This is a genomic window from Domibacillus sp. PGB-M46, from assembly GCF_022668875.1.
In the GTDB taxonomy this organism is placed as follows: domain Bacteria; phylum Bacillota; class Bacilli; order Bacillales; family Domibacillaceae; genus Domibacillus.
In genome coordinates, this window is sequence record NZ_JAKGCR010000004.1 from 201,138 (window position 1) to 221,772 (window position 20,635).

Annotated in this window: 22 protein-coding genes and 1 pseudogene; 8 read left to right on the plus strand and 15 right to left on the minus strand. The window is 40.0% G+C overall.

The window, feature by feature from the left end; all coding sequences use genetic code 11:
- Positions 1 to 293 precede the first annotated feature (293 nt).
- The 4 genes from L2D08_RS06910 to L2D08_RS06925 all read right to left on the minus strand — a co-directional run bounded on the left by L2D08_RS06910 (position 294) and on the right by L2D08_RS06925 (position 4,289).
- Positions 294 to 464, minus strand: a complete 171-nt coding sequence (locus L2D08_RS06910) for a site-specific integrase (RefSeq protein ID WP_242233019.1) — start codon at positions 462 to 464, stop codon at positions 294 to 296.
- Between the two features lie 132 nt (positions 465 to 596).
- Complete coding sequence (locus tag L2D08_RS06915; protein WP_242233020.1) at positions 597 to 2,162, minus strand: ABC-F family ATP-binding cassette domain-containing protein; 1,566 nt, start codon at positions 2,160 to 2,162, stop codon at positions 597 to 599.
- Between the two features lie 714 nt (positions 2,163 to 2,876).
- Positions 2,877 to 3,068, minus strand: a complete 192-nt coding sequence (locus L2D08_RS06920) for a YneF family protein (RefSeq protein WP_242233021.1) — start codon at positions 3,066 to 3,068, stop codon at positions 2,877 to 2,879.
- 654 nt (positions 3,069 to 3,722) lie between these two features.
- Positions 3,723 to 4,289 carry a recombinase family protein gene (locus L2D08_RS06925; RefSeq protein WP_242233022.1) on the minus strand — a complete coding sequence of 189 codons (567 nt, stop codon included), beginning with the start codon at positions 4,287 to 4,289 and terminating at the stop codon, positions 3,723 to 3,725.
- Between the two features lie 248 nt (positions 4,290 to 4,537).
- Between L2D08_RS06925 and L2D08_RS06930 the strand changes: the two genes are divergently transcribed.
- The 4 genes from L2D08_RS06930 to L2D08_RS06945 all read left to right on the plus strand — a co-directional run bounded on the left by L2D08_RS06930 (position 4,538) and on the right by L2D08_RS06945 (position 6,946).
- Entirely contained in the window at positions 4,538 to 4,738 is a 201-nt protein-coding gene (locus tag L2D08_RS06930; RefSeq protein WP_242233023.1) for a hypothetical protein, read from the plus strand.
- 60 nt (positions 4,739 to 4,798) lie between these two features.
- Complete coding sequence (locus L2D08_RS06935; RefSeq protein WP_242233024.1) at positions 4,799 to 5,428, plus strand: hypothetical protein; 630 nt, start codon at positions 4,799 to 4,801, stop codon at positions 5,426 to 5,428.
- A 399-nt stretch (positions 5,429 to 5,827) separates the two neighbouring features.
- Positions 5,828 to 6,403 carry a hypothetical protein gene (locus L2D08_RS06940; protein WP_242233025.1) on the plus strand — a complete coding sequence of 192 codons (576 nt, stop codon included), beginning with the start codon at positions 5,828 to 5,830 and terminating at the stop codon, positions 6,401 to 6,403.
- Positions 6,404 to 6,472: 69 nt separating this feature from the next.
- Complete coding sequence (locus L2D08_RS06945) at positions 6,473 to 6,946, plus strand: hypothetical protein (RefSeq protein WP_242233026.1); 474 nt, start codon at positions 6,473 to 6,475, stop codon at positions 6,944 to 6,946.
- A 281-nt stretch (positions 6,947 to 7,227) separates the two neighbouring features.
- Here the strand turns inward: L2D08_RS06945 and L2D08_RS06950 are convergent, their stop codons facing one another.
- Positions 7,228 to 7,467, minus strand: coding sequence for a hypothetical protein (locus tag L2D08_RS06950; RefSeq protein WP_242233027.1), 240 nt, complete (start codon positions 7,465 to 7,467; stop codon positions 7,228 to 7,230).
- A 324-nt stretch (positions 7,468 to 7,791) separates the two neighbouring features.
- Entirely contained in the window at positions 7,792 to 7,983 is a 192-nt protein-coding gene (locus L2D08_RS06955) for a hypothetical protein (RefSeq protein WP_242233028.1), read from the minus strand.
- 1,038 nt (positions 7,984 to 9,021) lie between these two features.
- Between L2D08_RS06955 and L2D08_RS06960 the strand changes: the two genes are divergently transcribed.
- Together L2D08_RS06960 and L2D08_RS06965 are read left to right on the plus strand one after the other, a co-directional pair.
- Positions 9,022 to 9,252, plus strand: coding sequence for a hypothetical protein (locus L2D08_RS06960; RefSeq protein WP_242233029.1), 231 nt, complete (start codon positions 9,022 to 9,024; stop codon positions 9,250 to 9,252).
- Between the two features lie 9 nt (positions 9,253 to 9,261).
- A complete protein-coding gene (locus L2D08_RS06965; RefSeq protein WP_242233030.1) occupies positions 9,262 to 9,912 on the plus strand; it encodes a hypothetical protein in 651 nt (216 codons plus the stop codon).
- Between the two features lie 41 nt (positions 9,913 to 9,953).
- Here L2D08_RS06965 and L2D08_RS06970 read toward each other — a convergent pair whose 3' ends face one another.
- The 8 genes from L2D08_RS06970 to yneA form a co-directional block, all read right to left on the minus strand.
- Positions 9,954 to 10,859, minus strand: coding sequence for a hypothetical protein (locus tag L2D08_RS06970; RefSeq protein ID WP_242233031.1), 906 nt, complete (start codon positions 10,857 to 10,859; stop codon positions 9,954 to 9,956).
- 122 nt (positions 10,860 to 10,981) lie between these two features.
- Complete coding sequence (locus tag L2D08_RS06975) at positions 10,982 to 11,719, minus strand: hypothetical protein (protein WP_242233032.1); 738 nt, start codon at positions 11,717 to 11,719, stop codon at positions 10,982 to 10,984.
- A gap of 902 nt (positions 11,720 to 12,621) precedes the next feature.
- Positions 12,622 to 13,539: a tyrosine-type recombinase/integrase gene (locus tag L2D08_RS06980; RefSeq protein ID WP_242233033.1), complete on the minus strand. Its 918-nt coding sequence runs from the start codon at positions 13,537 to 13,539 to the stop codon at positions 12,622 to 12,624.
- Between the two features lie 185 nt (positions 13,540 to 13,724).
- Positions 13,725 to 13,940, minus strand: coding sequence for a YneF family protein (locus L2D08_RS06985; protein WP_050182786.1), 216 nt, complete (start codon positions 13,938 to 13,940; stop codon positions 13,725 to 13,727).
- Positions 13,941 to 14,073: 133 nt separating this feature from the next.
- Positions 14,074 to 16,077 carry a transketolase gene (gene tkt, locus L2D08_RS06990; RefSeq protein ID WP_242233034.1) on the minus strand — a complete coding sequence of 668 codons (2,004 nt, stop codon included), beginning with the start codon at positions 16,075 to 16,077 and terminating at the stop codon, positions 14,074 to 14,076.
- 119 nt (positions 16,078 to 16,196) lie between these two features.
- Complete coding sequence (locus tag L2D08_RS06995; RefSeq protein ID WP_242233035.1) at positions 16,197 to 16,430, minus strand: DUF896 domain-containing protein; 234 nt, start codon at positions 16,428 to 16,430, stop codon at positions 16,197 to 16,199.
- A gap of 74 nt (positions 16,431 to 16,504) precedes the next feature.
- A complete protein-coding gene (locus L2D08_RS07000) occupies positions 16,505 to 17,161 on the minus strand; it encodes a YneB family resolvase-like protein (RefSeq protein WP_242233175.1) in 657 nt (218 codons plus the stop codon).
- 5 nt (positions 17,162 to 17,166) lie between these two features.
- Entirely contained in the window at positions 17,167 to 17,478 is a 312-nt protein-coding gene (gene yneA, locus L2D08_RS07005) for a cell division suppressor protein YneA (RefSeq protein ID WP_242233036.1), read from the minus strand.
- A gap of 153 nt (positions 17,479 to 17,631) precedes the next feature.
- On the opposite strand from yneA, the gene lexA reads away from it, so the two are divergent.
- On the plus strand, positions 17,632 to 18,249 hold the full coding sequence (gene lexA / locus L2D08_RS07010) for a transcriptional repressor LexA (RefSeq protein WP_242233037.1): 618 nt from the start codon (positions 17,632 to 17,634) through the stop codon (positions 18,247 to 18,249).
- Between the two features lie 205 nt (positions 18,250 to 18,454).
- Here the strand turns inward: lexA and L2D08_RS24265 are convergent.
- Positions 18,455 to 19,756, minus strand: a pseudogene (locus L2D08_RS24265) (GGDEF domain-containing protein).
- A gap of 111 nt (positions 19,757 to 19,867) precedes the next feature.
- Here L2D08_RS24265 and L2D08_RS07020 point away from each other — a divergent pair.
- Positions 19,868 to 20,629, plus strand: a complete 762-nt coding sequence (locus L2D08_RS07020) for an SDR family NAD(P)-dependent oxidoreductase (RefSeq protein ID WP_242233038.1) — start codon at positions 19,868 to 19,870, stop codon at positions 20,627 to 20,629.
- Positions 20,630 to 20,635 lie beyond the last annotated feature (6 nt).

A 20,635-nucleotide genomic window follows, 5' to 3' on the forward strand; every position in this document is an offset into this window, starting at 1 on the left:
CTCGCAATCTTGTTGAGACACATCGCCAAATATCATTTTGTGTACAACGGAATTGGCACCGTCTGAACCGAGAAGCAGATTATACTGGCCGGGAATCCCGTTGCTCAGTTCAACAAAAGCTCCCTCAGGAAGAGGTTCTATCCTGTTTACGATTGTTCCCCTATAAATCTTGGTTTCCGTTTGGTGAACAGCATCTAATAAAAAACTCCTTCCCCATGGCTCATATTTGGTAAGAATTTTCTTTAGTGCCGGACTGATATAAGCAACACGGTCTTTCCCGCCTTTACCGCGAATTAATATTTTGTATCCTCAACGTTATTGAAGGGTAATGTTCGTATTTCCATTCCTCTCAATCCGCAATCTGCCATCATTTCAATAATCGCTTTATTACGGGCTTCATGATAGCTTTTATAGCTAAATGCTTCTATCATCTTATAGATGTCTTGGGCTTCAAAACCGGTCATTCTCCTTTTTGGCGCTTTCGGTATTTCAACTTTCTCATTTGAGGCGAGCGGAGCAAGGAGTTTACTTTAAAAAAGACCGGATCAGTATAGAAGCTGACCTGGCCTTTTGTAATAAAGAAAGCTGCACTGCTGTTACGTATTTTGCACTTGTTTTGTTGTCCAGGATTCCACATTCCAAATGTCTGTAGCAATGTCCTGATAAAACTCAGGCTCATGGGAAATCAAGAGGATGCTTCCTTTGTACTCTTTAAGCGACCGCTTTAATTCATTTTTTGCATCAACATCCAAATGGTTGGTCGGTTCGTCAAAAACGAGAACATTGCTTTCCCGGTTCATCAGTTTACAAAGCCGCACTTTTGCTTTTTCGCCGCCGCTCAGTACGGATATTTTACTTTCAATGTGTTTTCTTGTTAATCCGCATCTTGCTAATGCCGCCCGGACTTCGCCTTGCGTTAAACTCGGAAATTCATTCAGCACTTCTTCAATGCACGTGTTATTGTTTTCTTTTTTTACTTCTTGCTCAAAATAACCGATATACTGATAGTCTCCCCGCTCTACGCTTCCGGAAAGAGGGTTGATTTCACCGAGTATGCTTTTTAACAAAGTGGTTTTTCCGATTCCGTTTGCCCCGACCAAAGCAATTTTTTGGCCGCGGTCCATCGAAAGGTCAAGCGGCTTGGAAAGTGGGTTATCGTAGCCGATCACTAACTTTTCCGTTTGGAAAATTAGCTTCCCGGATGTTCTTGCTTCTTTAAAACGGAAATCAGGCTTTGGCCGGTCTCCTGCCACTTCAATAATATCCATTTTATCCAGCTTTTTTTGCCGGGACATCGCCAGGCTGCTTGTTGAAGCACGTGCTTTGTTTCTCGCTACAAAATCTTTTAAGTTGGCGATTTCCTGTTGCTGCTTTTTAGCGGCTGCCTCTACTTGAAGTTTTTTTGCTTCATAAACTTTTAAAAAGTTATGGTAGTCTCCGACATAGCGGGTTAGTTCTTTGTTTTCCAAATGATAAATAATATTCACAACGCTGTTTAAAAAAGGAATATCATGGGAGATTAGAAGGAACGCATTTTCATAGTCCAGCAAATAGCGTTTTAACCATTCAATATGCACTTCATCCAAATAGTTGGTTGGCTCATCGAGGAGTAAAATATCAGGTTTTTCAAGAAGAAGCTTAGCCAGAAGAACTTTTGTCCGCTGCCCCCCGCTTAAATCATACACATCTTTTTCAAGCCCTATCCCATCTAAGCCGAGTCCTCTCGCGACTTCTTCCACTTTTGCATCAATGGTGTAAAAATCATTAGTTGTCAGTGTATCTTGAAGCGTTCCAACTTCATCGAGCATTTTTTCCATTTCTTCTGGACTTACATCGGCCATTTGGCCGTAAATATGATTAATAGTTGCTTCCATGTCAAATAAATATTGAAAAGCTGTTTTCAGGACATCACGAATCGTTTTTCCTTTTTCTAAAACAGCATGCTGGTCAAGATAACCGACCCGCTGATTTTTGGACCATTCAATTTTTCCATCATCCGCCTGAATTTGTCCGGTAATAATATTCATAAACGTCGATTTGCCTTCGCCATTAGCGCCAACTAATCCAATATGTTCCCCTTTTAACAAACGAAAAGATACGTTTTGAAAAATAACGCGATCGCCAAAATCATGACTTAAATCTGTTACGGTTAGGATGCTCAATTATCGTTTCCTCATTTCGCTTCAAAATTTCTATTAAACTTTAATAGTACCATATTATCTTACATTTAAACAAGGGAGTGTTCTGATCTCCATTGCCCTAAGCCAGCATAGCAATAATAGTTTTATTTCTCGCCTTTTGTTTTGATAAAAAAGTAATCAAACGACTAAATCATACCGAAAACTTCATCAGCGCTGAACTCTTCCATTATTTTTTTTATTGCTTTTGGCAACTCCATTTTCCGCATTGATTTTCATTTTAATATCCTTATTAATGTACCAATTAAAAAAAGCCGTAATCATCTTAGCCGTTGATCTACACTTTGCGGTTGTAAGCCTCTCTGCTACTTAAAGCGAATGTATACCCTCAAATCATCTGTGTGGATTCTATTTATTGAGTTGTTGTATCCCACGCCTTTTCTCGAGAAATCCCTTTAGCTGCTTTTATTCCTGGCGTTTGTTTATCGTCTTTTTTTCGTATAGCCTTTAAGGGCCCAGTGAAAGTCACACTCTCCCATAGTATTTCTAACAACACAAAAAACCGCCTCTTTTGGTGTATCTTTCACCAGAAAAAGGCGGCTATCTTAGTTTTTATGAAAAATCAACCGAATTTTGCTCATTTTTGCAAAGAAGGTTTCACCTTTTCCACAAAACATATAAATGAACAACGCATTAAACTGGCTTAAAAACCGTCCAAAGCCTTGATGTAGAAGCGTTTTACTTCTTCTCCATCTTGTTCATTTGTGCCATCATTTGGTTGATTTTCTTTTGTGATGGTTTCATACCCATTTGCATCATCATCATACGCAGCATTTGTTCGTTAATCGGTGGATTTTTCTTTAAGTAATCCATCATGTAACGGCGTGCGATGAAAAATCCGAGGGCTACACCAGCAGCAAGCGATATCATCGATACTTTTATGTGAAAAATATAGCTTATATTTAGGCTATTGTCTACCGTTATTATAGTATTTCATTAAATATTGGTTTACCTTTCGCCGTTAAATAAACAGCAAGATAGAAAGAGTTCCAGTGATTTACCTACGAAAGTTTAAAAAAATATTATAAAAATTTTTCAAACGGCTTTTGCGGGGTCCGGGTACGGTGGCCCCCCGTGTGGCCCCCCCTTTTTTGCGGCGGCTGATCTCCGTCAATTTTTGGTGTGGTGTGCCCCTCTCCCGGCCCGCTTCGGCTTGCTTGTGCTTCGGCTTGCTTCGCGGCTGGCTTGCGTGGGCTTGCTGTGTGCTTCGCCTTGCTGTGTGCTGTGTGCTTGGCCTTCGCCTTGCCTTGCTTGCCCTTGCCTGTGCTTGGTGCCTGTGCCCTTGCCCTGGTTGCTGTGTGCTTGGCCCTGGTCCTGGTGCTTGGTCCTTCGGCCTGGGTGCTGTGTGCTTCGGTGCTTCGGTCCCTTTGCCTTTGGCCCTGGTGTAGCTGCTATGTACTTCGGTATATACTCCCTTTTGGGAATACGCGGTTTTATTTGCGGGATAATGCCGGATATTCACCGGAAAAAGCCCTGTTAAATGAACGGAAACCGCGTATTCCATTAGAGAATACGACATTACTATCAGATAGTTCTTTTTAATTCTCTTTTACTGATTTCTCTATACAGAATTGACTTTCCGACACCTGTTCTAGATTCTATTTCTTTAATAGTGTGCTTTCCTTCTTTCCAAAGATCTAAAGCATGTTCCACCTGACCTTTTGCTTTTCCTTTCCGTCCTAGCTTTATGCCTTTTTCCTTTGCTAGTTGTATTCCGGCAGTTCTTTTTTCAGCAAGCAATTCCCGTTCATTTTCTGCAAGTGCAGAAAGGATGGTCAAAAACATTTTTCCATTTCTGTGAGTGGCTTCAATTCCTAATTCAATTATGTAAAGTGAAATATCTCTTTGCTGAAGATCTGCGACTAGATCCAATAACTCTCTTGTATTCCGGCCAAGTCTATCAACCCTAGTAATAATTAATTTATCGCCAGCTGCCATATCATTCAGTAACTTTTCTAATTTCGGTCTTTTTAAAGTAGATCCGGTGAACTTTTCCTCTACGATCACATCACACTTATAAGATTTCAGCTTTTCAATTTGAGTATCTAAATTCTGATCTTGTGTACTTACACGTGCATATCCATAAATCATATAAGATCATCCCTTTTTTCTTACTTTACAGCTATTATAATTTAGGGAATGGATTAAGGGAAGAGTTAAAGTCAATAAAATCAAGCCTGGCCGCCGTTTCCCTTTTTCTATACTTTTAGGGAATGATGAAAATACCTATTCAAGACTGGTGGATAATGTTTCTTTCTGTTCATTTTATTGGTTGTTATTTCTTTAAATCTTCATTTGCATATGGCATGCTTTAGAAAAAGAAAAAAGCTGGTGAGAATATGACAACAGACAGAAGAAGAATAAACGGAGATGAAACTTGGAACCGTCTTCGCGAATGGACAAAGGGACAAACGGCTGCAGAAAGGTTGGCTGGCCATATTTTAAACTCAGAGGGTTTTGAATCCATTGATCCTTCTCATCCATTAGGAGGGCCGGACGGAATCAAGGACATCATCTGTACCAAAGATGATGATAAATAGGTAGCAGGTTGTTATTTCCCGAGAGGACAGAAAACTTTTAATACTATAAAGAATAAATTTTTGAATGATCTTCAAGGTGTAGATGCAAATGGTGTTGATGGTTTAGCCTTTATAACAAACCAAGAACTCAGTCTATCAGAAAGATCAACTCTGAAAAATTCAACTCAACACCCAGTAGAGATTTTTCATTTGGATAGGATTGCTGCGATATTAGACAGTCCGAGTAATTACGGAATTCGATTAGAATTCCTAGATATAGGATTAACTATCGAAGAACAACTTTCCTTTTTTGCTAAGCGTGATCTGCAGTACAAACACATGGCTGATACGTTAGAAAGACTGGAAAAATTCATGGAATTCACAAATAAACAAGGAGAAGAGTCTGGAGAGGATGACTATGAACCTTTTGAAGTTCGAACAAACGATATGATTTCGGAAATAATAGAAGAACTCTTTGATAAGATATGGCATGAACGGCACTTAGTTTTAAAATACAAAGTTGAAAACGGCCTAGACACCGTCGATCCAAAAATTTGGGCTGATGCCCTTGCAGCAGCTAAAAGAGTTCAAGAGAAGTACGGAAGAGAAAACTTAGGGCCATATGATGATTTTGAATGGGGAATGTTGAATGGAAAACTTTCTGCACTCCGTTGGGTATTAGGAGATGAATGGGACTTCTTAGATACATGAATAACTAGAAATAGTTGTTGTAAGTCTGTCGGATGACAGCATTATGTCCCTCCCATGCATTCGGCTTTACTACAAGAAACTAGAATAATAAGGAGATATAGGGTCATTGGCTAGTTATAGGACATGATTCTAGCATACGTAAAATGTATGCACCGGTTTTAGTAACAATAAATGTTTTCTAAGGGCCATCCTAACGCATATAACTTTTAATAAGTGGGTAGTTAACTAATATTAAGCACTCATTCCCTCATGAAAATTTTCGGTTATTCTTATAATTACTTTCTCTAAAGGTAATTTTTGATTAATTAAATAAATCTGGAAATATGTTAGGCTAATTTAGGTACTTAAATTACTAAATTTGGGTGCTTAAATCCATACATAGAATGAGGGATAGGTATTATGACTAAGGTGAAAGTAAAAAAACCATTGTACAAAAAATGGTGGGTATGGGTACTTGCTATTTTTTTCATTGGGGCCGTTGCTAATTCTGGGGAAACAGAAACAGAAACTGCTGAACCGTTCGTGGACGAAGCAAAAGAATCAAGAGAGAAACTTGAACAGCTTAGAGAAGTGGATGCGGTTATAGAAGACGGTGAGGAACTGGTAGGCACTGACGTTAACGAAGATGGACAAGTCGGTGACGGTGAAGCCACTGAGGAAGTATCAGCCGAAGAACCTGTAGCAGAACCAGCCGAAGTAACTGCACCAGCTTTTGAAAACCCGGCCACTAAGATTAACAAAGACGAATTCATGGCTAATGTAAAGAAACAGGCTGAAACGGATTTTCCAGACGATTACATGACACAGGACTTTGTAGTAGAAGAACAAGATTCTGCATATGAGGCGATGGTGGCTATTGTACCGACTAGCGATGCCGAAGTACGGATTATCGAAAATGCAATTGCTGACTTCCCTAACGACATGATGACAGCAAAGTTCGTTTACGATGAACAAATGAAAGCAATGAATAATTAATCAGTGGGGCTTATGCCTCACCTGCTAATAAAACTTAATTCACCGAGAGAATCAGGAGGGACTTCTAGAATGGGACTGACTTATCAACTATACGCCCATGATCCACATAACCTTTCAGCCACTTACTTTGGAGATGAACTAAAAAGACCGTTTCAGTACAAAATTAAGCTTGTATCTAAAAAAGCAAAATCTTTTGGAGACACATTGGATTATATAATCACTGAAATGAATACCGAGGTAGAACATAGAGTTTCACAAGGACAACTTATCGACGCTATGGCAACAGCTGGTAACGATAGTAATGAGGTAGCGAAAATTTTATTTGGTGATCAGTTTGACCGGTTTCTTAAAAAACAGAACTATTCGAAATATGACGATTTTATTATCGCGAATAAAGAGTACTTTGCCTATCAAATGAAAATGTTCAATGCCGAACCGGAACACTTATATACAATATTAGCCATTAATGTGCATGTGTTTACCGCAGAATTATTAATTGGCGTTTACTCAGAATTAGTTAGGCAACATTCGCAAAAGAAATAATTAGATTATTACTAAACCGTCCCTTACATTAACATTTCGATTTAGGGACGGTTTTTTGACTAAGCAAATTTACTACATATTAAAAATAATTTTTCTACAACCTCTTCTTTTATTTGAAAATAAAAAGCCTACTAGTTCTGCTAACGTAACGCTTTAATTTAAGAATAAGACTGCCTATTGGCAGCCTTCTTTATGCCCTTTATTGGTTTAATTTATAAGTTACGGCACTACACAAACAAAAAAAGACTATCTATTGACAGTCTTAGATAATTTACAAATCCTCATTGTCCCGTTTCAAGTTTAACTTGGGCTAATGCAGCCCTTAACTCTCTTTCAATATCTTCATCACTATAGCCGTCTCTTGTCATATCCTCTACCATTTTATCTGCTTCATAATACTCATCAACAAGTTTATACTCTTCACGTGTAAGTCCGTATGTGTTTGATGAACAACCTACCAGCATTAAACTAAAACTTAATCCTGCTATTGCGATACCTCTATATAATTTATTCATTTTCATTTTAAACTTAACCTCCAATTTTTAATGATGACCAAATTACAATACTAGAAACCATAAAGTGTAAAAACAAACACAAAAATGTCACAACATGGCAGACGCCTATCTTACCAACCCTGTTAAAACATCTTTACTTCCCTGAAGGATATTTTTAACCTGACATTTCCGGCTAACTTTACGTAGCTAAACCTATACTTTTCTTTTATATCGTCAAAATTTCGGAAAAATAAAGTGTTGCAGCTTATGTGCTTTAAACAAAAAAAGACCCTCACTAGAAAGCGATAGGGTTGGAGAGTGGAAAGCTTTATATATTCAATTATCCTATTATCAATTCGATTTTCCGCCATTGATTACACGAAATCTTTTTTTTAATACATCTCTACTCTGTGTATGTGCATATAAAGGCAGCTTATCTTTCGGCGTTGAAGCAATTTTCATGATTCTATTTAGCTGTTCTCGAAATTCTTTATCCCTCAACTTTTCTTCTTTTGTCTTTTTGAACCTAAACGGTAATTTCAACAATACTTCCTCCATTTCTGTTTTTAGGAATATCTTGCATTTATGTATTCATTTTACCACGTTGAAAGAGAAAGCTTTCGTAACTCCCTATAACTCCACTGAATATGTTTGTTCAAATTCCTTTAACAAACCCTACGCATATTCACCGCTACTACAGCATTCATCACACCTATTTGTTTAAAATCATTTAACAAACTAACCCGCCGTATAAACAAAAGAATGAGGGCAACCCGCCACAGCTGCAGATCACCCTCGTTATATATGTATTTTTTATGCCTTCTAACGCACCTACTATAAACTTCACCTTTATTCCGGTCTTCAACCGGATTGTCTTTGCTTCGCAAATCCAACGCACTTAATAACTATTATTTATTTCTGTTATAGCAGCTATAGATCTTAGTTGGTTTAGTTCTTGCTGCGGATGAAGCTTTAGCGAAATCCGTTTCCCTGTAAGGGAAATAGTATCGTTATTATCGTCATCCAGCGTTAGTTTAGCGTTTGTTTATTTCAATATATAGCACGCTTGGAATAGCCTTAGTTCTACAAATTTCAGATTACGTTTTTGTTAAATTTTCAGCTGGCCACAAACAGGACATATTTTGAGGAAATCAAGTGAATCTGTAGAACTTAACCTACTCCAAGCGTCTATATAAGTGAGAAACGCTTTATGATTTACAGTTTCTTCAGCAAAATCGTCGGTAGCTGCGTTTTTCTCCTTCTCCTTACCGGCTGCCGCCTTTTTTGTGTAACTATCTCAAAAAAATTGGAGGTTCCGCATGGTCACATACGATAAAAGATCATTAATTACGCTACTAGATCCCGCGACGATCACAGCGTTAAAGAACACATACAAACTAAGCCTAGGACACCTGGCCGCAAGACTAAACTGCACCCCTCAAAATGTTTTTTATCATCTCGAAAATAATAGCTTTAAGGACTATCAAAAGGAAATCATTCTTGATCTACTACTTGATTACGGCCTGGAAGCAACTGAACTCATCTTAATTAACTCGATCGTAAACAGAAAGGCAGGCACTTATGAATAAGGAACGCATGGACTTTATAAGAGACTATTTTAAAAATCAGCATGTGACAGCTGAAATACCAGCATTTGTTTCAGAGACAACTAAAGGGAAAATAACACACCGATTCAACGGAAAAAGATTAGGTTACGATTTCAAAAACGGCGTTGCTGTAATTGATCGTAAGGACATTCAGAAATTCCGCGAGTACTACCCCCACATTATCATTCACGATGGAAAGGAATAGACCATAACCATGAAATTAAAAGAGAGAATTACAGTGTTCACCGAAGAATATCATCAAGGATTAGAAAAAATACAAAATCGTATTACTGAAACTACGCAATATGTAGAAGATTTAGCTTTGAACATACGTTACATTAAAGCTGAAGAGATTGCAGCCGCGGTTAAAAAGAAAGTCTTAACTGGCGATGACAGCCAGGAGAGAAAATTGCGACGTTCTCTAGAAAAATATGAAATCGAACATCAAGAAAAAACTGAAGAACTAATCGTTTTAAAAGTAGTATTAGACGAGTACAAGCAAGACAAAGCCGATGAAATCAGCATGCTAACACGCTTGCTTCAAGAGGAAAAGCGACTTGTCAGCACTAAAGCGTACACTAAGATGATGGCGGTAAAAAAAGCATATGTTGAAGCTATCCTCGAAGAATCGGAGATCCTACACGTTTACAATCAGCTTGACATACAGCTGCAAGAAATTGAAGTAAACGCCGGTCGCCGCACTCATGTTTACGGTAACTTAGCGATTGAATCAGCAGATTCTTTTTCTGATAAATACCGATACAATAATGTCTACTTAGGTGTAACAGCTGATGAAGTTAAACGCCTAATCAAACGCCAAACGCCTGCCGATCAGCTTGAATACTTAGAACGATTCAGCAAATAAAAAACGCGACTATTCCAATTTTGGTTTAGTCGCGTTTTTTTTTAGTATCTATCTTCAAATTCATGCCATTCATGTCCACAGCTACACTGATAGTGCCAAAATTCTCCCTGGTAACTATGTTTCCAATCACCATCTTTATTAATGTGAACTTCCCCACCACACTCATCGCAATTTTTAAAGTATTCATCACTCAAAAATAAATTTTGAGGTTTTACATTTCGATATTGTTCAGCTATCTCTTTTAATTGGTTATCAATAAAGGTTTTAAAACTGCAATAAAAGCCAAGATTTGCTTCAGTCGCACGGCCAGCAATTTCTTCATGTAGTTTAGGTCCCATAGAAAAGTTTGTTTCATCCGTGATAAAAAAGTAAGAGTCACATAAGTCTGAATGACTTGTAGCAAATTCGCAGGCTGAAAAAAATATAATAGCATCTGCCATTTCATTAATTTTACCTTTCCCTTTACCATCACCAAAAAATGGTGGAGAATGATTTAGCGAAAGGTCAACAACTAATTTCTCGACATCGGAAGATCTTGGCACTGTAAATCTAGGCCTTTTCATGAAGAAATCATCCTTAAACAAGAAATCACTAATTATTTTAATTCTCTGTTTAAATACATACTTATGGATTCTATCCTTGATTTTCAAGGCTTGCTGCAAAGCTTTATTGTAATCCTCTAGCTGCTGAGGATTTTCTATGAATTTTGCGAACTTTAAAGCATCTAGAAGAGGTTTTCTATTTTGTTCAATAAAAGCCTCTTCTTTTTCAGCAATAATACGTTGCCACTCAACCCGTACTTGTTCAGGGATAATAAAAAGGATCTCTGGATTAAAAATCATGTTACGGAGAAAAGTTTCGTAAATATATACTGGATAGTGATTTTCCTGTGATAAGTGAATAAAAACGTTAGTATCTAGTATTAATCCATACTTGTACTTAGCCATATAAAGATCCCCCTATAGAATGATGCTTGAGAATCGCCGTATGATGCGATGAGAAAGCTGTAAACGGGCAACTTATCCGCCTAAATACAGTAGAAACCGCATCATATAGCGATTTTTGCGTTTTATTTGAGTTCTTGTATAAATTTGTTTTTCAACTTTCTCAAAGATCCATCCAAATCTTCTAATTCTACAACCATATCATCTAAGCGTTCGCCAACTCTTTCTTTAACCCAATCAAAAGTTAAGGCCTCTGCTTCGATTATTTCTTTTAAAATTTTGTAATCCCTGTCAAAGTCTAAAACATAAGGCCTCACATCATCAGGGACACTGTCTAAAAACTCTAAAGACTCCTTTGCAGATCCCTTGTCTTCATAATCCTCGACATAAGCAGTTAAACCATATACTCTTTCGATTAAAATCGAAAATGCCTTATCGAGATTTCTATATGCTTCTCCGTTAATATGGACAGCTAAATTCTTTAATTCAGTCTCTGCGGAGTGAAGAAAATCTAGTTTTTCTGTCTTTTGTTTCTGTAGTTCCTTTTCTGTCTTTACATGAATTAAATCACTTCTGAATAAAAATATTTTATTAGCTACTTCATCCAACTTAGAAATAAGACTGTCAGAATGAAGGATTTTTTGCGGTAAAGCGTCTATTTTACTTTTATTCATTTCAAAATTTAATGTTTGTTTTACACCAAAGTACGTAAAAAGACCACCAGCTATGCCGCCTATGATACCGCCCCAAAATCCTAGCATTGCATCGTCTGGTCTTATCCCAAAAACAATGGCAGCTATAACTAAAATGCTGGCTAGAATCTGATATATCCGCTTCCTAGAAAGTTTATTATTAATAATCAAACAGCCCCCTTTTATAAAACGCCTTTTAAAGCCCCTTACAGCCGTTTTACAGTATATCAAACTCTATGATTTTAATACGAATAATCATGTTATAAAGTTCCATTTATAGCACCATATTTTTCGTATTTTATTCTCTTTATAATCTCATAGTCTATTTAAGTTATCTTACAGAAATATAGGTATTTTTTATATTTTACGCTTGACTGGTTTGACGCTTTTTGGCTGAATCGGGCTAGAAATAAGGAAAACGAAAGGACACAAAAACGCCTACCTACAATGACAAGTGAATAAATAAGTGTCATTATAAGTAAAAGGCGTTGTGAATTTCTGAATCTGGGAGTCATAAGGTATCCGCAGTGTCACCCCTTTTAACGCTGGAATTTCTTCCAAGCAATCCTACTGTTTCAAGTAGCCCTGACAGTTTCCCAGCTTCTCTGATTTTACGCTTTGGCTTTTCAACCAGTTAATCCCCCTGCCGATTAAGCAGGACAAAGAAAAGAAAGACGGTACTTATGGCTTGCCCTACGGTGTCGTAACACCCTACCCATCCTAACGTACAGCACTTTATGGTAGCTTTCACCATTCAGCTACGAACGATAAAAGGGAATCGTTTATTTGCAGCCTATCCCCTTTTAATTGCGTTGGCAGGGTCATTACCTGACGATGTTTATTAACGTGTGTTTATCGGCAACCCACACGTAAAATACCGCACCTAAAAAAGGCATCAGTTAAGAAACCTTGTATCACCAAATTTTTTTTGATAATATAAGGATACACGGTATTTCATTATTTAGTTGTATTGGTTTGCGACTAAAAATGACCACTGAAGGGTTAGTGTTCCAGCACCAGCCCTTCTTTTTTTATGCACTTTTTTAAAAAGGCAAATTCTCAAAGCTTTAATTTTAGCTAGGTTTTCTGCCAATATTCATAAGAGGACTACAGGAAGTAGCACGTTTGCTTAATGCTTCGTCTGTCAGCGATTCTAAATATCTTTGAGTAGTGACAATACTGGAATGACCTAAAAGGCGTGACAACGAATATATGTCGATACCGTTCATCAAGCACGTTAATGCAAAGTAGTGCCGAAACGTATGTGGTGAAACTCTTTTGCCTTTTACTCCCGCCCTTTTTCCTGCTTTCTTGACTATTTTGTCTAGTGAAACGTGGGAAAGCTTTTGCCCCTGATAAGACAAAAAATAAGCGTCCTCCTTCAGTATTCTATTCCTTACAAAATTATTTCTTATTCTCTCGTACTTAATTAGCACCTTCTTCAATGCAGGACTTATGTAGGCTATTCGTTCCTTATTACCTTTACCGTTAACAAGAATCGAGTTCTCTCCCACGTTCTCATAGGTCAGAGAACGTATTTCAACCGCCCTAAGCCCACAATCAGCCAGCATGGCTATAATCGCCTTATTACGGGCTTCATGATAGCTTTTATAGCTAAATGCCTCTATCATCTTATAAATGTCTTGTGCTTCAAAACCGGTCATTCTCCTTTTCGGCACCTTTGGTATCTCAACCTTCTTCATTAAGTTCTCCTGCCAGTACCCTTCACCCACGCACCAGTTAAAAAACGCCGCAACCATTCTGTACATAGAAACCACACTTTGCGGCTTCAGTCCCGATTGCTGCTTAAAACGGATATATGACCGTAAGTCCTCTAGGTGAATACTTTCAAATTTAGTGATGCCACGCTTTTCAGCTAAGTATAATCGGACGTTTTTTAATTCCTGTCTTTTATTAATCATCGTCTTTTCTGTAAAACCTTTTGCCAGACAGTGATAGATGTACTCGTCCATAACATCTTTTAAATCCACACAAAAAAACCACCTTTCCATGTTAATCAATTAACAAGTAAAGATGGTTATCGTTATTTAAAAGAAAAATTAACCTAAGCAAAGCTAAAATAGTGATAAAGGATTAACCTTATCAACAATTTAAACAAATGAACACCGGATTAAACTGGCTTAAAAGCCGTCCAAACCCTTGATATAGAAGCGTTTTACTTCTTCTCCATCTTGTTCATTTGTGCCATCATTTGGTTGATTTTCTTTTGTGATGGTTTCATACCCATTTGCATCATCATCATACGCAGCATTTGTTCGTTAATCGGTGGATTTTTCTTTAAGTAATCCATCATGTAACGGCGTGCGATGAAAAATCCGAGGGCTACACCAGCAGCAAGCGCCAGGACAGCCGTAAGCACATACCCAAACATAAACGTGTTCCTCCTTCAAGTTATCTATTCAAAGTGTACTAAACCAGCGCCCATTATACAACTAGAGGCTGTAAATTTTTGCAGAACCGTGACAAAAAAAGTCCGGAACCGAGGTTCCGGACAGCTTTTTTATTTATTTTTCTAAAAGAGCTTTTACGCGGGCCACAACGTTTTCCACTGTAAAGCCGAATTCTTTCATTACAAGATCACCAGGTCCAGAAGCGCCAAATTGATCGATTGCCAAAATGTCTCCTTCATCGCCTGTGTATTTGTGCCAGCCAAATGAAGAACCAACTTCAACAGCAAGACGTTTTTTCACTGATTTTGGAATAACGGATTCTTTGTACGCAGCATCCTGCTGTTCAAAGCGGTCAAATGACGGCATGCTGACAACGTTCGCGTGAATACCTTCACCTTGAAGGACTTTTTGTGCTTCTACAGCAAGACCGACTTCTGAGCCAGTTGCCAAAAGAAGGACGTCTGGTGTTTTTTCCGCTTTTACAACCGTATAAGCACCTTTTTGGACACCTTCATGCGCCTGCTCTTTTGACCCCGGAAGAACCGGAAGATTTTGGCGGGTCAACACAAGAGCTGTTGGTGTTGATTTGCTTTGAAGCGCCACTTTCCAGGCTGCTGCTGTTTCATTTCCGTCTGCCGGACGAATCACAGACAGGTTTGGCATGCTGCGGAATGAAGAAAGATGTTCGACCGGCTCATGTGTAGGACCGTCTTCACCCACTGCGATACTGTCATGTGTAAATACGTATGTGACAGGAAGACCCATCAGCGCTGCCAGACGAATGGCTGGACGCAGGTAGTCAGAGAACACGAAGAATGTTCCGCCAAACACTTGCAGACCGCCGTGAAGAGCCATTCCGTTCATCGCAGCACCCATCGCAAATTCACGGACACCAAACCAGATGTTGCGGCCTTCATAGCTGCCAGGCAAAAAGTCCGCTGTGTTTTTGATCGTTGTTTTGTTTGATCCAGCCAAGTCGGCAGAACCACCGATAAATGTTGGCACAGCTTTTGCAATCGCATTTAACGCTTCACCAGATGTGTTACGCGTTGCGTTTGATGTTCCTTCTTCATAAACAGGAAGAGCATCTTCCCAGCCTTCTGGCAGCTCGCCATTGATCGCTTTTTCAAGCTGTGCTGCCAATTCGGGATAACTTTCTTTATACGAAGCAAATAATTTGTCCCACTCACCTTGCGCATGGGCACCACGCTGAACCGCTTCCTGTTCAAAACGCTCTTTTACTTCTTCAGGAACATAGAAGTCTTCCTCAAATGTCCACTTGTAGTATTCTTTCGTCAGCTTCATTTCATCTTCACCAAGCGGTGCACCGTGAGAAGCTGATTTACCGGATTTGTTTGGAGAACCGTAGCCGATCACTGTTTTTACTTCAATGATGGTTGGTGCGTCCTCATTCTGTTTCGCTGATTCAAGCGCTTTTGTAACAGCTTCAAGATCATTGCCGTCCTCAACGCGAATGTAGTTCCAGCCGTATGCTTTAAAGCGGCCTTCCACACTTTCAGAGAATGACTTATCAAGGTCTCCATCCAGTGAAATATCATTCGAATCGTAAAGAACAACAAGACGGCTTAATTTCAAGTGCGCCGCAAGTGATGCTGCTTCTGATGCTACACCTTCCATTAAGTCACCATCACCACATAGCGCATATGTATGGTGGCCAATCACTTCATGTCCCTCTTTGTTGTACACAGATGCCAGGTGGCGTTCAGCCATTGCCATACCTACTGCCATCGCAATACCCTGTCCAAGCGGCCCAGTTGTCGCTTCTACGCCAGGTGTATGTTTGTATTCAGGGTGTCCTGGAGTTTTACTTCCCCATTGACGGAAATTTTTGATTTCATCAAGCGAAAGACCGTAGCCAGCAAGATGAAGCAAGCTGTATAACAACATGGAACCGTGACCTGCTGAAAGTACGAATCGATCCCGGTTGAACCATTCTGGATTTTTCGGATTGTGATTCATTACTTTTGTCCAAAGCGCGTACGCCATTGGCGCTGCACCCATTGGCAAACCCGGGTGGCCGGAATTTGCTTTTTCAATTGCGTCGATTGACAGCGTACGGATTGTTGTGACCGCAAGCTGATCTGTCTTATCAAACATCAGATTCATCCTTTCAAAAGGGGATTTACCCTTATATATTAAATGTCTTTGGCACAATATACAACAAAAATACAGAACAATGTGAAAAAAGAGACAGCTCTCACCGTCTCTTTTTTCCATTAATTCATTTTTCTGCGCTTTTGAATATCTCGCACTTTTTTCGGTGTTACTTCATTGCCGTTTGGATCAAATACCCGGACGTGTTCGACTGTGTCCCGCATTGACGTACGGAAAACACGTAAATATTCCTGCCGAAGCGCAGTTTGTTCCTGCAGCTCTTCGTCTGTCAGGGCCGTTCTTTTTGCTTTTTGGGCCAGTTCATTTATGCGTGCAATCTTGTCAGATGATAACATCGTTTCCCGCTCCTTTCCGATACTTCCAATACCGTTATCGTACAGAAATGCACAAGGGTTGACAAGAAAAAAGCTTATTGGTCAACAGCCTGGCTTTCTGCATGCTCCATATAACGGCGATGGACAGTCGCGCGGGAAATTTCATAGCCGAATCCCCGGAGTGTTGCCGCAATTTCTTCATATGTAAGTCCGTTTTCACGAAGGCGGACAATTTCAGAAAGAGGCACTTCCTTCCGGACACGTCCCATTTCATTGCCCCTGTTTTTTAAATTTTTTTCGGGACGGTATCCTTTTTGAACTGCCCGCTTCATGCCGCGCTTAATTTTTAAATTATGAATTTTACGCTGGTACTCTTCCACCATACTGACAATTTGAAGAACCATTGAATCCGACTCGGACAATTGCAGCTCGCCGTCGTCAGCGATGCTTAAAACCGAGACACCTTCTTTCCACAAACAGTGAATCAATGCAATTTTCGCATTGCCCCGTCCAATTCTTGTTTCATCCTGAATCAGTACCGCATCAATTTCTTCCTGTTTTACAAGGTCAAGCAGATCAAGCATACCCGGCCGGTTCAGCTCGTATCCGCTGGCCCGGTCCCGGATCACGCTAGCCGCTTCGAATCCCTTTTCATGCGCAAGCGCCAGAAGTTCTTCCTCCTGACGTTCCAGTGATGTTTCCTGCGCTTCTTTTTCTGTGCTCACCCGGCAGTAAATAGCCGCTTTCTTCATCATGATCATTTCCCGTCTGCCAGTTGAAGCCCGCTGTTCTTTTTATCCGCAGGGACTGGAATCGTTAACTCTTCTCCCGGCACTATTTTTGTTGTAATTAAGTCGTTTTTGTCCTGGACCCATTTTATAAACTCAATTTGGTCCATGTTATGTAGGTTTTTATAATCTTCTGCCAAGCTCCAGAGTGAATCTCCTTTTGCCACTTTTATCGCTTGATAAGTGGGTTCACCGGATCCTGAAAAGCTAAAGTATAACGCCGCTGAGGCCATCATCACCGCTAATAATAACATAAATGAATAGTTTTTTGCTTTTCCCACTAAGAACACCCTTTCCTCGAATACTCGTTCGTGATATAATCCATTCTAAGGCGAACGATTGTTTCAGTCAAGCGATAATTCGAACTTACGTTTGTGAAAATTTAGAACACATGTTATACTATACGTAAATATTTCCTAAGTGAGGTGCAAACATTGACTAAGTTATCAAAACGCCAGCAGGATATTCTCGATTTCATTAAAGATGAGGTTCGTCAAAAGGGCTATCCGCCATCTGTTCGTGAAATTGGAGAAGCTGTTGGACTCGCATCAAGTTCAACGGTCCACGGACACCTTGCCCGCCTTGAAGCAAAAAATTATATTCGGCGGGACCCGACAAAGCCTCGTGCAATCGAGATTTTAGATACAGACAGCTCAGTGCCTAAACAGCACCCCGTTAATGTACCGGTTGTCGGAAAAGTAACGGCTGGCCTTCCTATCACAGCGATCGAAAATGTAGAAGAGTACTTCCCTCTTCCGGAACGTCTTGCTCCACCGGATGAGCAGGTATTTATGCTGGAAATCGTAGGTGAAAGTATGCGTGAAGCTGGGATTTTAGACGGCGACTATGTAGTGGTTAGACAGCAGCAAACGGCGAAAAATGGTGATATTGTTGTGGCTATGACTGAAGACGACGAAGCAACAGTGAAGCGTTTTTACAAAGAAGCTGACCATATTCGCCTGCAGCCGGAAAACTCTTCAATGGAGCCTATTTTACTGCCGAATGTGACCGTTCTAGGAAAAGTCATTGGTGTATATCGCCAAGTTCATTAAGCTTGTTCATCCTATGTAACAAAAGTGCGCGGCATGAAAAAATCCCCTAAAAAAATTTTAGGGGATTTTTTGGTATATAAAAACACCCTGTTCGAAAACAGGGTGTTTCTCGAAAATTTGCGGCGTTCAAGCCATGCTCCACAACATGCTCCTATAAAGGAATGCTTGATCGTCTTACGCAAACGAGCTCATCGCATAAACTATATTACACGCTACTGTGTAATATGTCAACTTTATTTTTATTTACGGCCACTTGATTCCGCCCATTTTCTTTTGCCTGATACAGTGCATCATCTGCCAGAGCCAGCAGGCCGTCTATCCCTTCCTCAACAAGCCCTGTTTGAATGCCCACACTGATCGATACATAATCGGCAGCTGTTGAACGAGCATGCTCGATTTGCGGTTCCCGAACCTTTTGGCAAATCGTATTGCCCAGCTCTCTCACCCATTCTTCTGTTTGATCAAACAACACAACGATAAATTATTCGCCGCCATAGCGTGCTGCAAAGCCAGCGTGAGAAGGAATATGCTGATGAATAGTTTGGGCAGTGGACCGGATCACGACATCCCCTCTCATATGGCCATAAAAATCATTGTATTGCTTAAAGCAGTCAATATCAATCATCATAAAAGCAACAGGGCGCGTCCCGGCTGAACGTTTTATTTCTTCTGTTAAACGGTCCCTGAAGCCTCTGCGATTTGGAATGCCTGTCAGTTCATCTGTCAGCATAAGCGCCTGCAGCTGTTTATTGGCTTTTTCAAGCTGAACATTCATCTCGATATTTTTTTGGATTTGCTCTTCTAAATCTTTATTTGCGTTATGCAGCAGCCAGTTTTGATAAAAATCCTTATAGTAATGGGCATAAAGCATTCGTGAAGTAAGCCAGCAAAAAAATAAAAAGACCGTTAAATTAATATAATGGCCGGCTATAACATCGGCAGATGACTGAAAAAAAGGCAGGCCGCCATATACAACCAAAACAGGCAGGCTGTAGATCCAAAGCATCGTCCGATTTGTGGCATGAAATAAAATCGACACACACATAACATTCACGGCAAATGCCATCACATGGCCGTAATGCCGCTGGTCTTCAAGTGTCACAACGCCTCCCCATGTAAGAAAAAGAACAACGACAGCCAGCAGCCCTTTTCGGTACCAGCGAGTGTGGATCGAATCGGCACTGCCACCTTTTTCAAAGAACCGGACCATGGTTAAGTGAGCGATGCTTAAACCGGTCAGCACAAAATACATGGTTAAATAAAAGTCAAATGAAAGAATGTCTCTTCCTTCTGACACAGCAGTTGAAAGATTGAAAACAATCAAAAGCATTTCGAAAAAAAGGACCAGTTTGGCGAACAGCTTTGTCCGCTGCATGTTTTCTTTAAACAGTTTATGTTCCAGCTTTTTTTTCTCTTCCGCGGGCAGTCCTGCAGGAAGACGCAATAATGTCATATGCATTCTCTTTTCTTTATATCGTTCTTTTTTCCTATTCCCAATGATATTCATTGTACAAAATTCTCTTTCATTTATCAAAATGAAAAAAGAGACAGGCTTGTTTTTGCAAAATGCCTTTTCTTCTCTTATTGTTAAAGCAGCAATGAAAAGGAGCTGAAGAGAATGAATAAAACAGCTTTGATCACAGGTGCCTCAGGCAGCCTTGGGCTGGAATTTGCCAAAATATTTGCGGAGGCCGAATACAACCTTGTTCTTGTAGCCCGCAGCCGGGAAAAGCTGGAGGCCTTCGCCGATGCTTACTCAGATACAGAAATGAAATTGATCGTAAAAGATCTTAGCCGGCCGGGAGCCGCCAAGGAAGCAGCAGACGAAGTGCATCGATCCGGCATTCATATTGATGTACTTATTAATAACGCTGGGTTTGGCCTGTTTGGCCCTTTTGACGAGCTCAGTTTAGAAAAGCAAACAGAAATGATGCAGCTGAACGTGATTTCACTTACTGAACTTACCCACTGTTTCCTGCCGGGCATGCGCGAACGAAATTCCGGCCGCATTTTAAATGTAGCCAGCACAGCGGCATTTCAGCCTGGCCCGCTGATGGCCGTTTATTTTGCAACAAAAGCATTTGTTTTGTCTTTTTCAGAAGCACTCGCCGAGGAATTAAGCGCCACCAATATTACGGTAACCGCGCTTTGTCCAGGCCCGACAAAAACAAACTTCGGGACAGTGGCAAGCGTGGAAAAAACGAAGATGTTCAGCCATCCTATGTTAGCTGCACAGGTGGCCAGAGAAGGTGTGGAGGGTCTTTTGAAAAATAAACGAGTAGTCATTACAGGGAGCAAAAACAAAGCCGGCGCTTTTGCAGCCAAGTTTCTGCCGCGGAGTACCACTGCCAAAGTGGCCAAGTCTATTACACAAGGATAAAAGCAT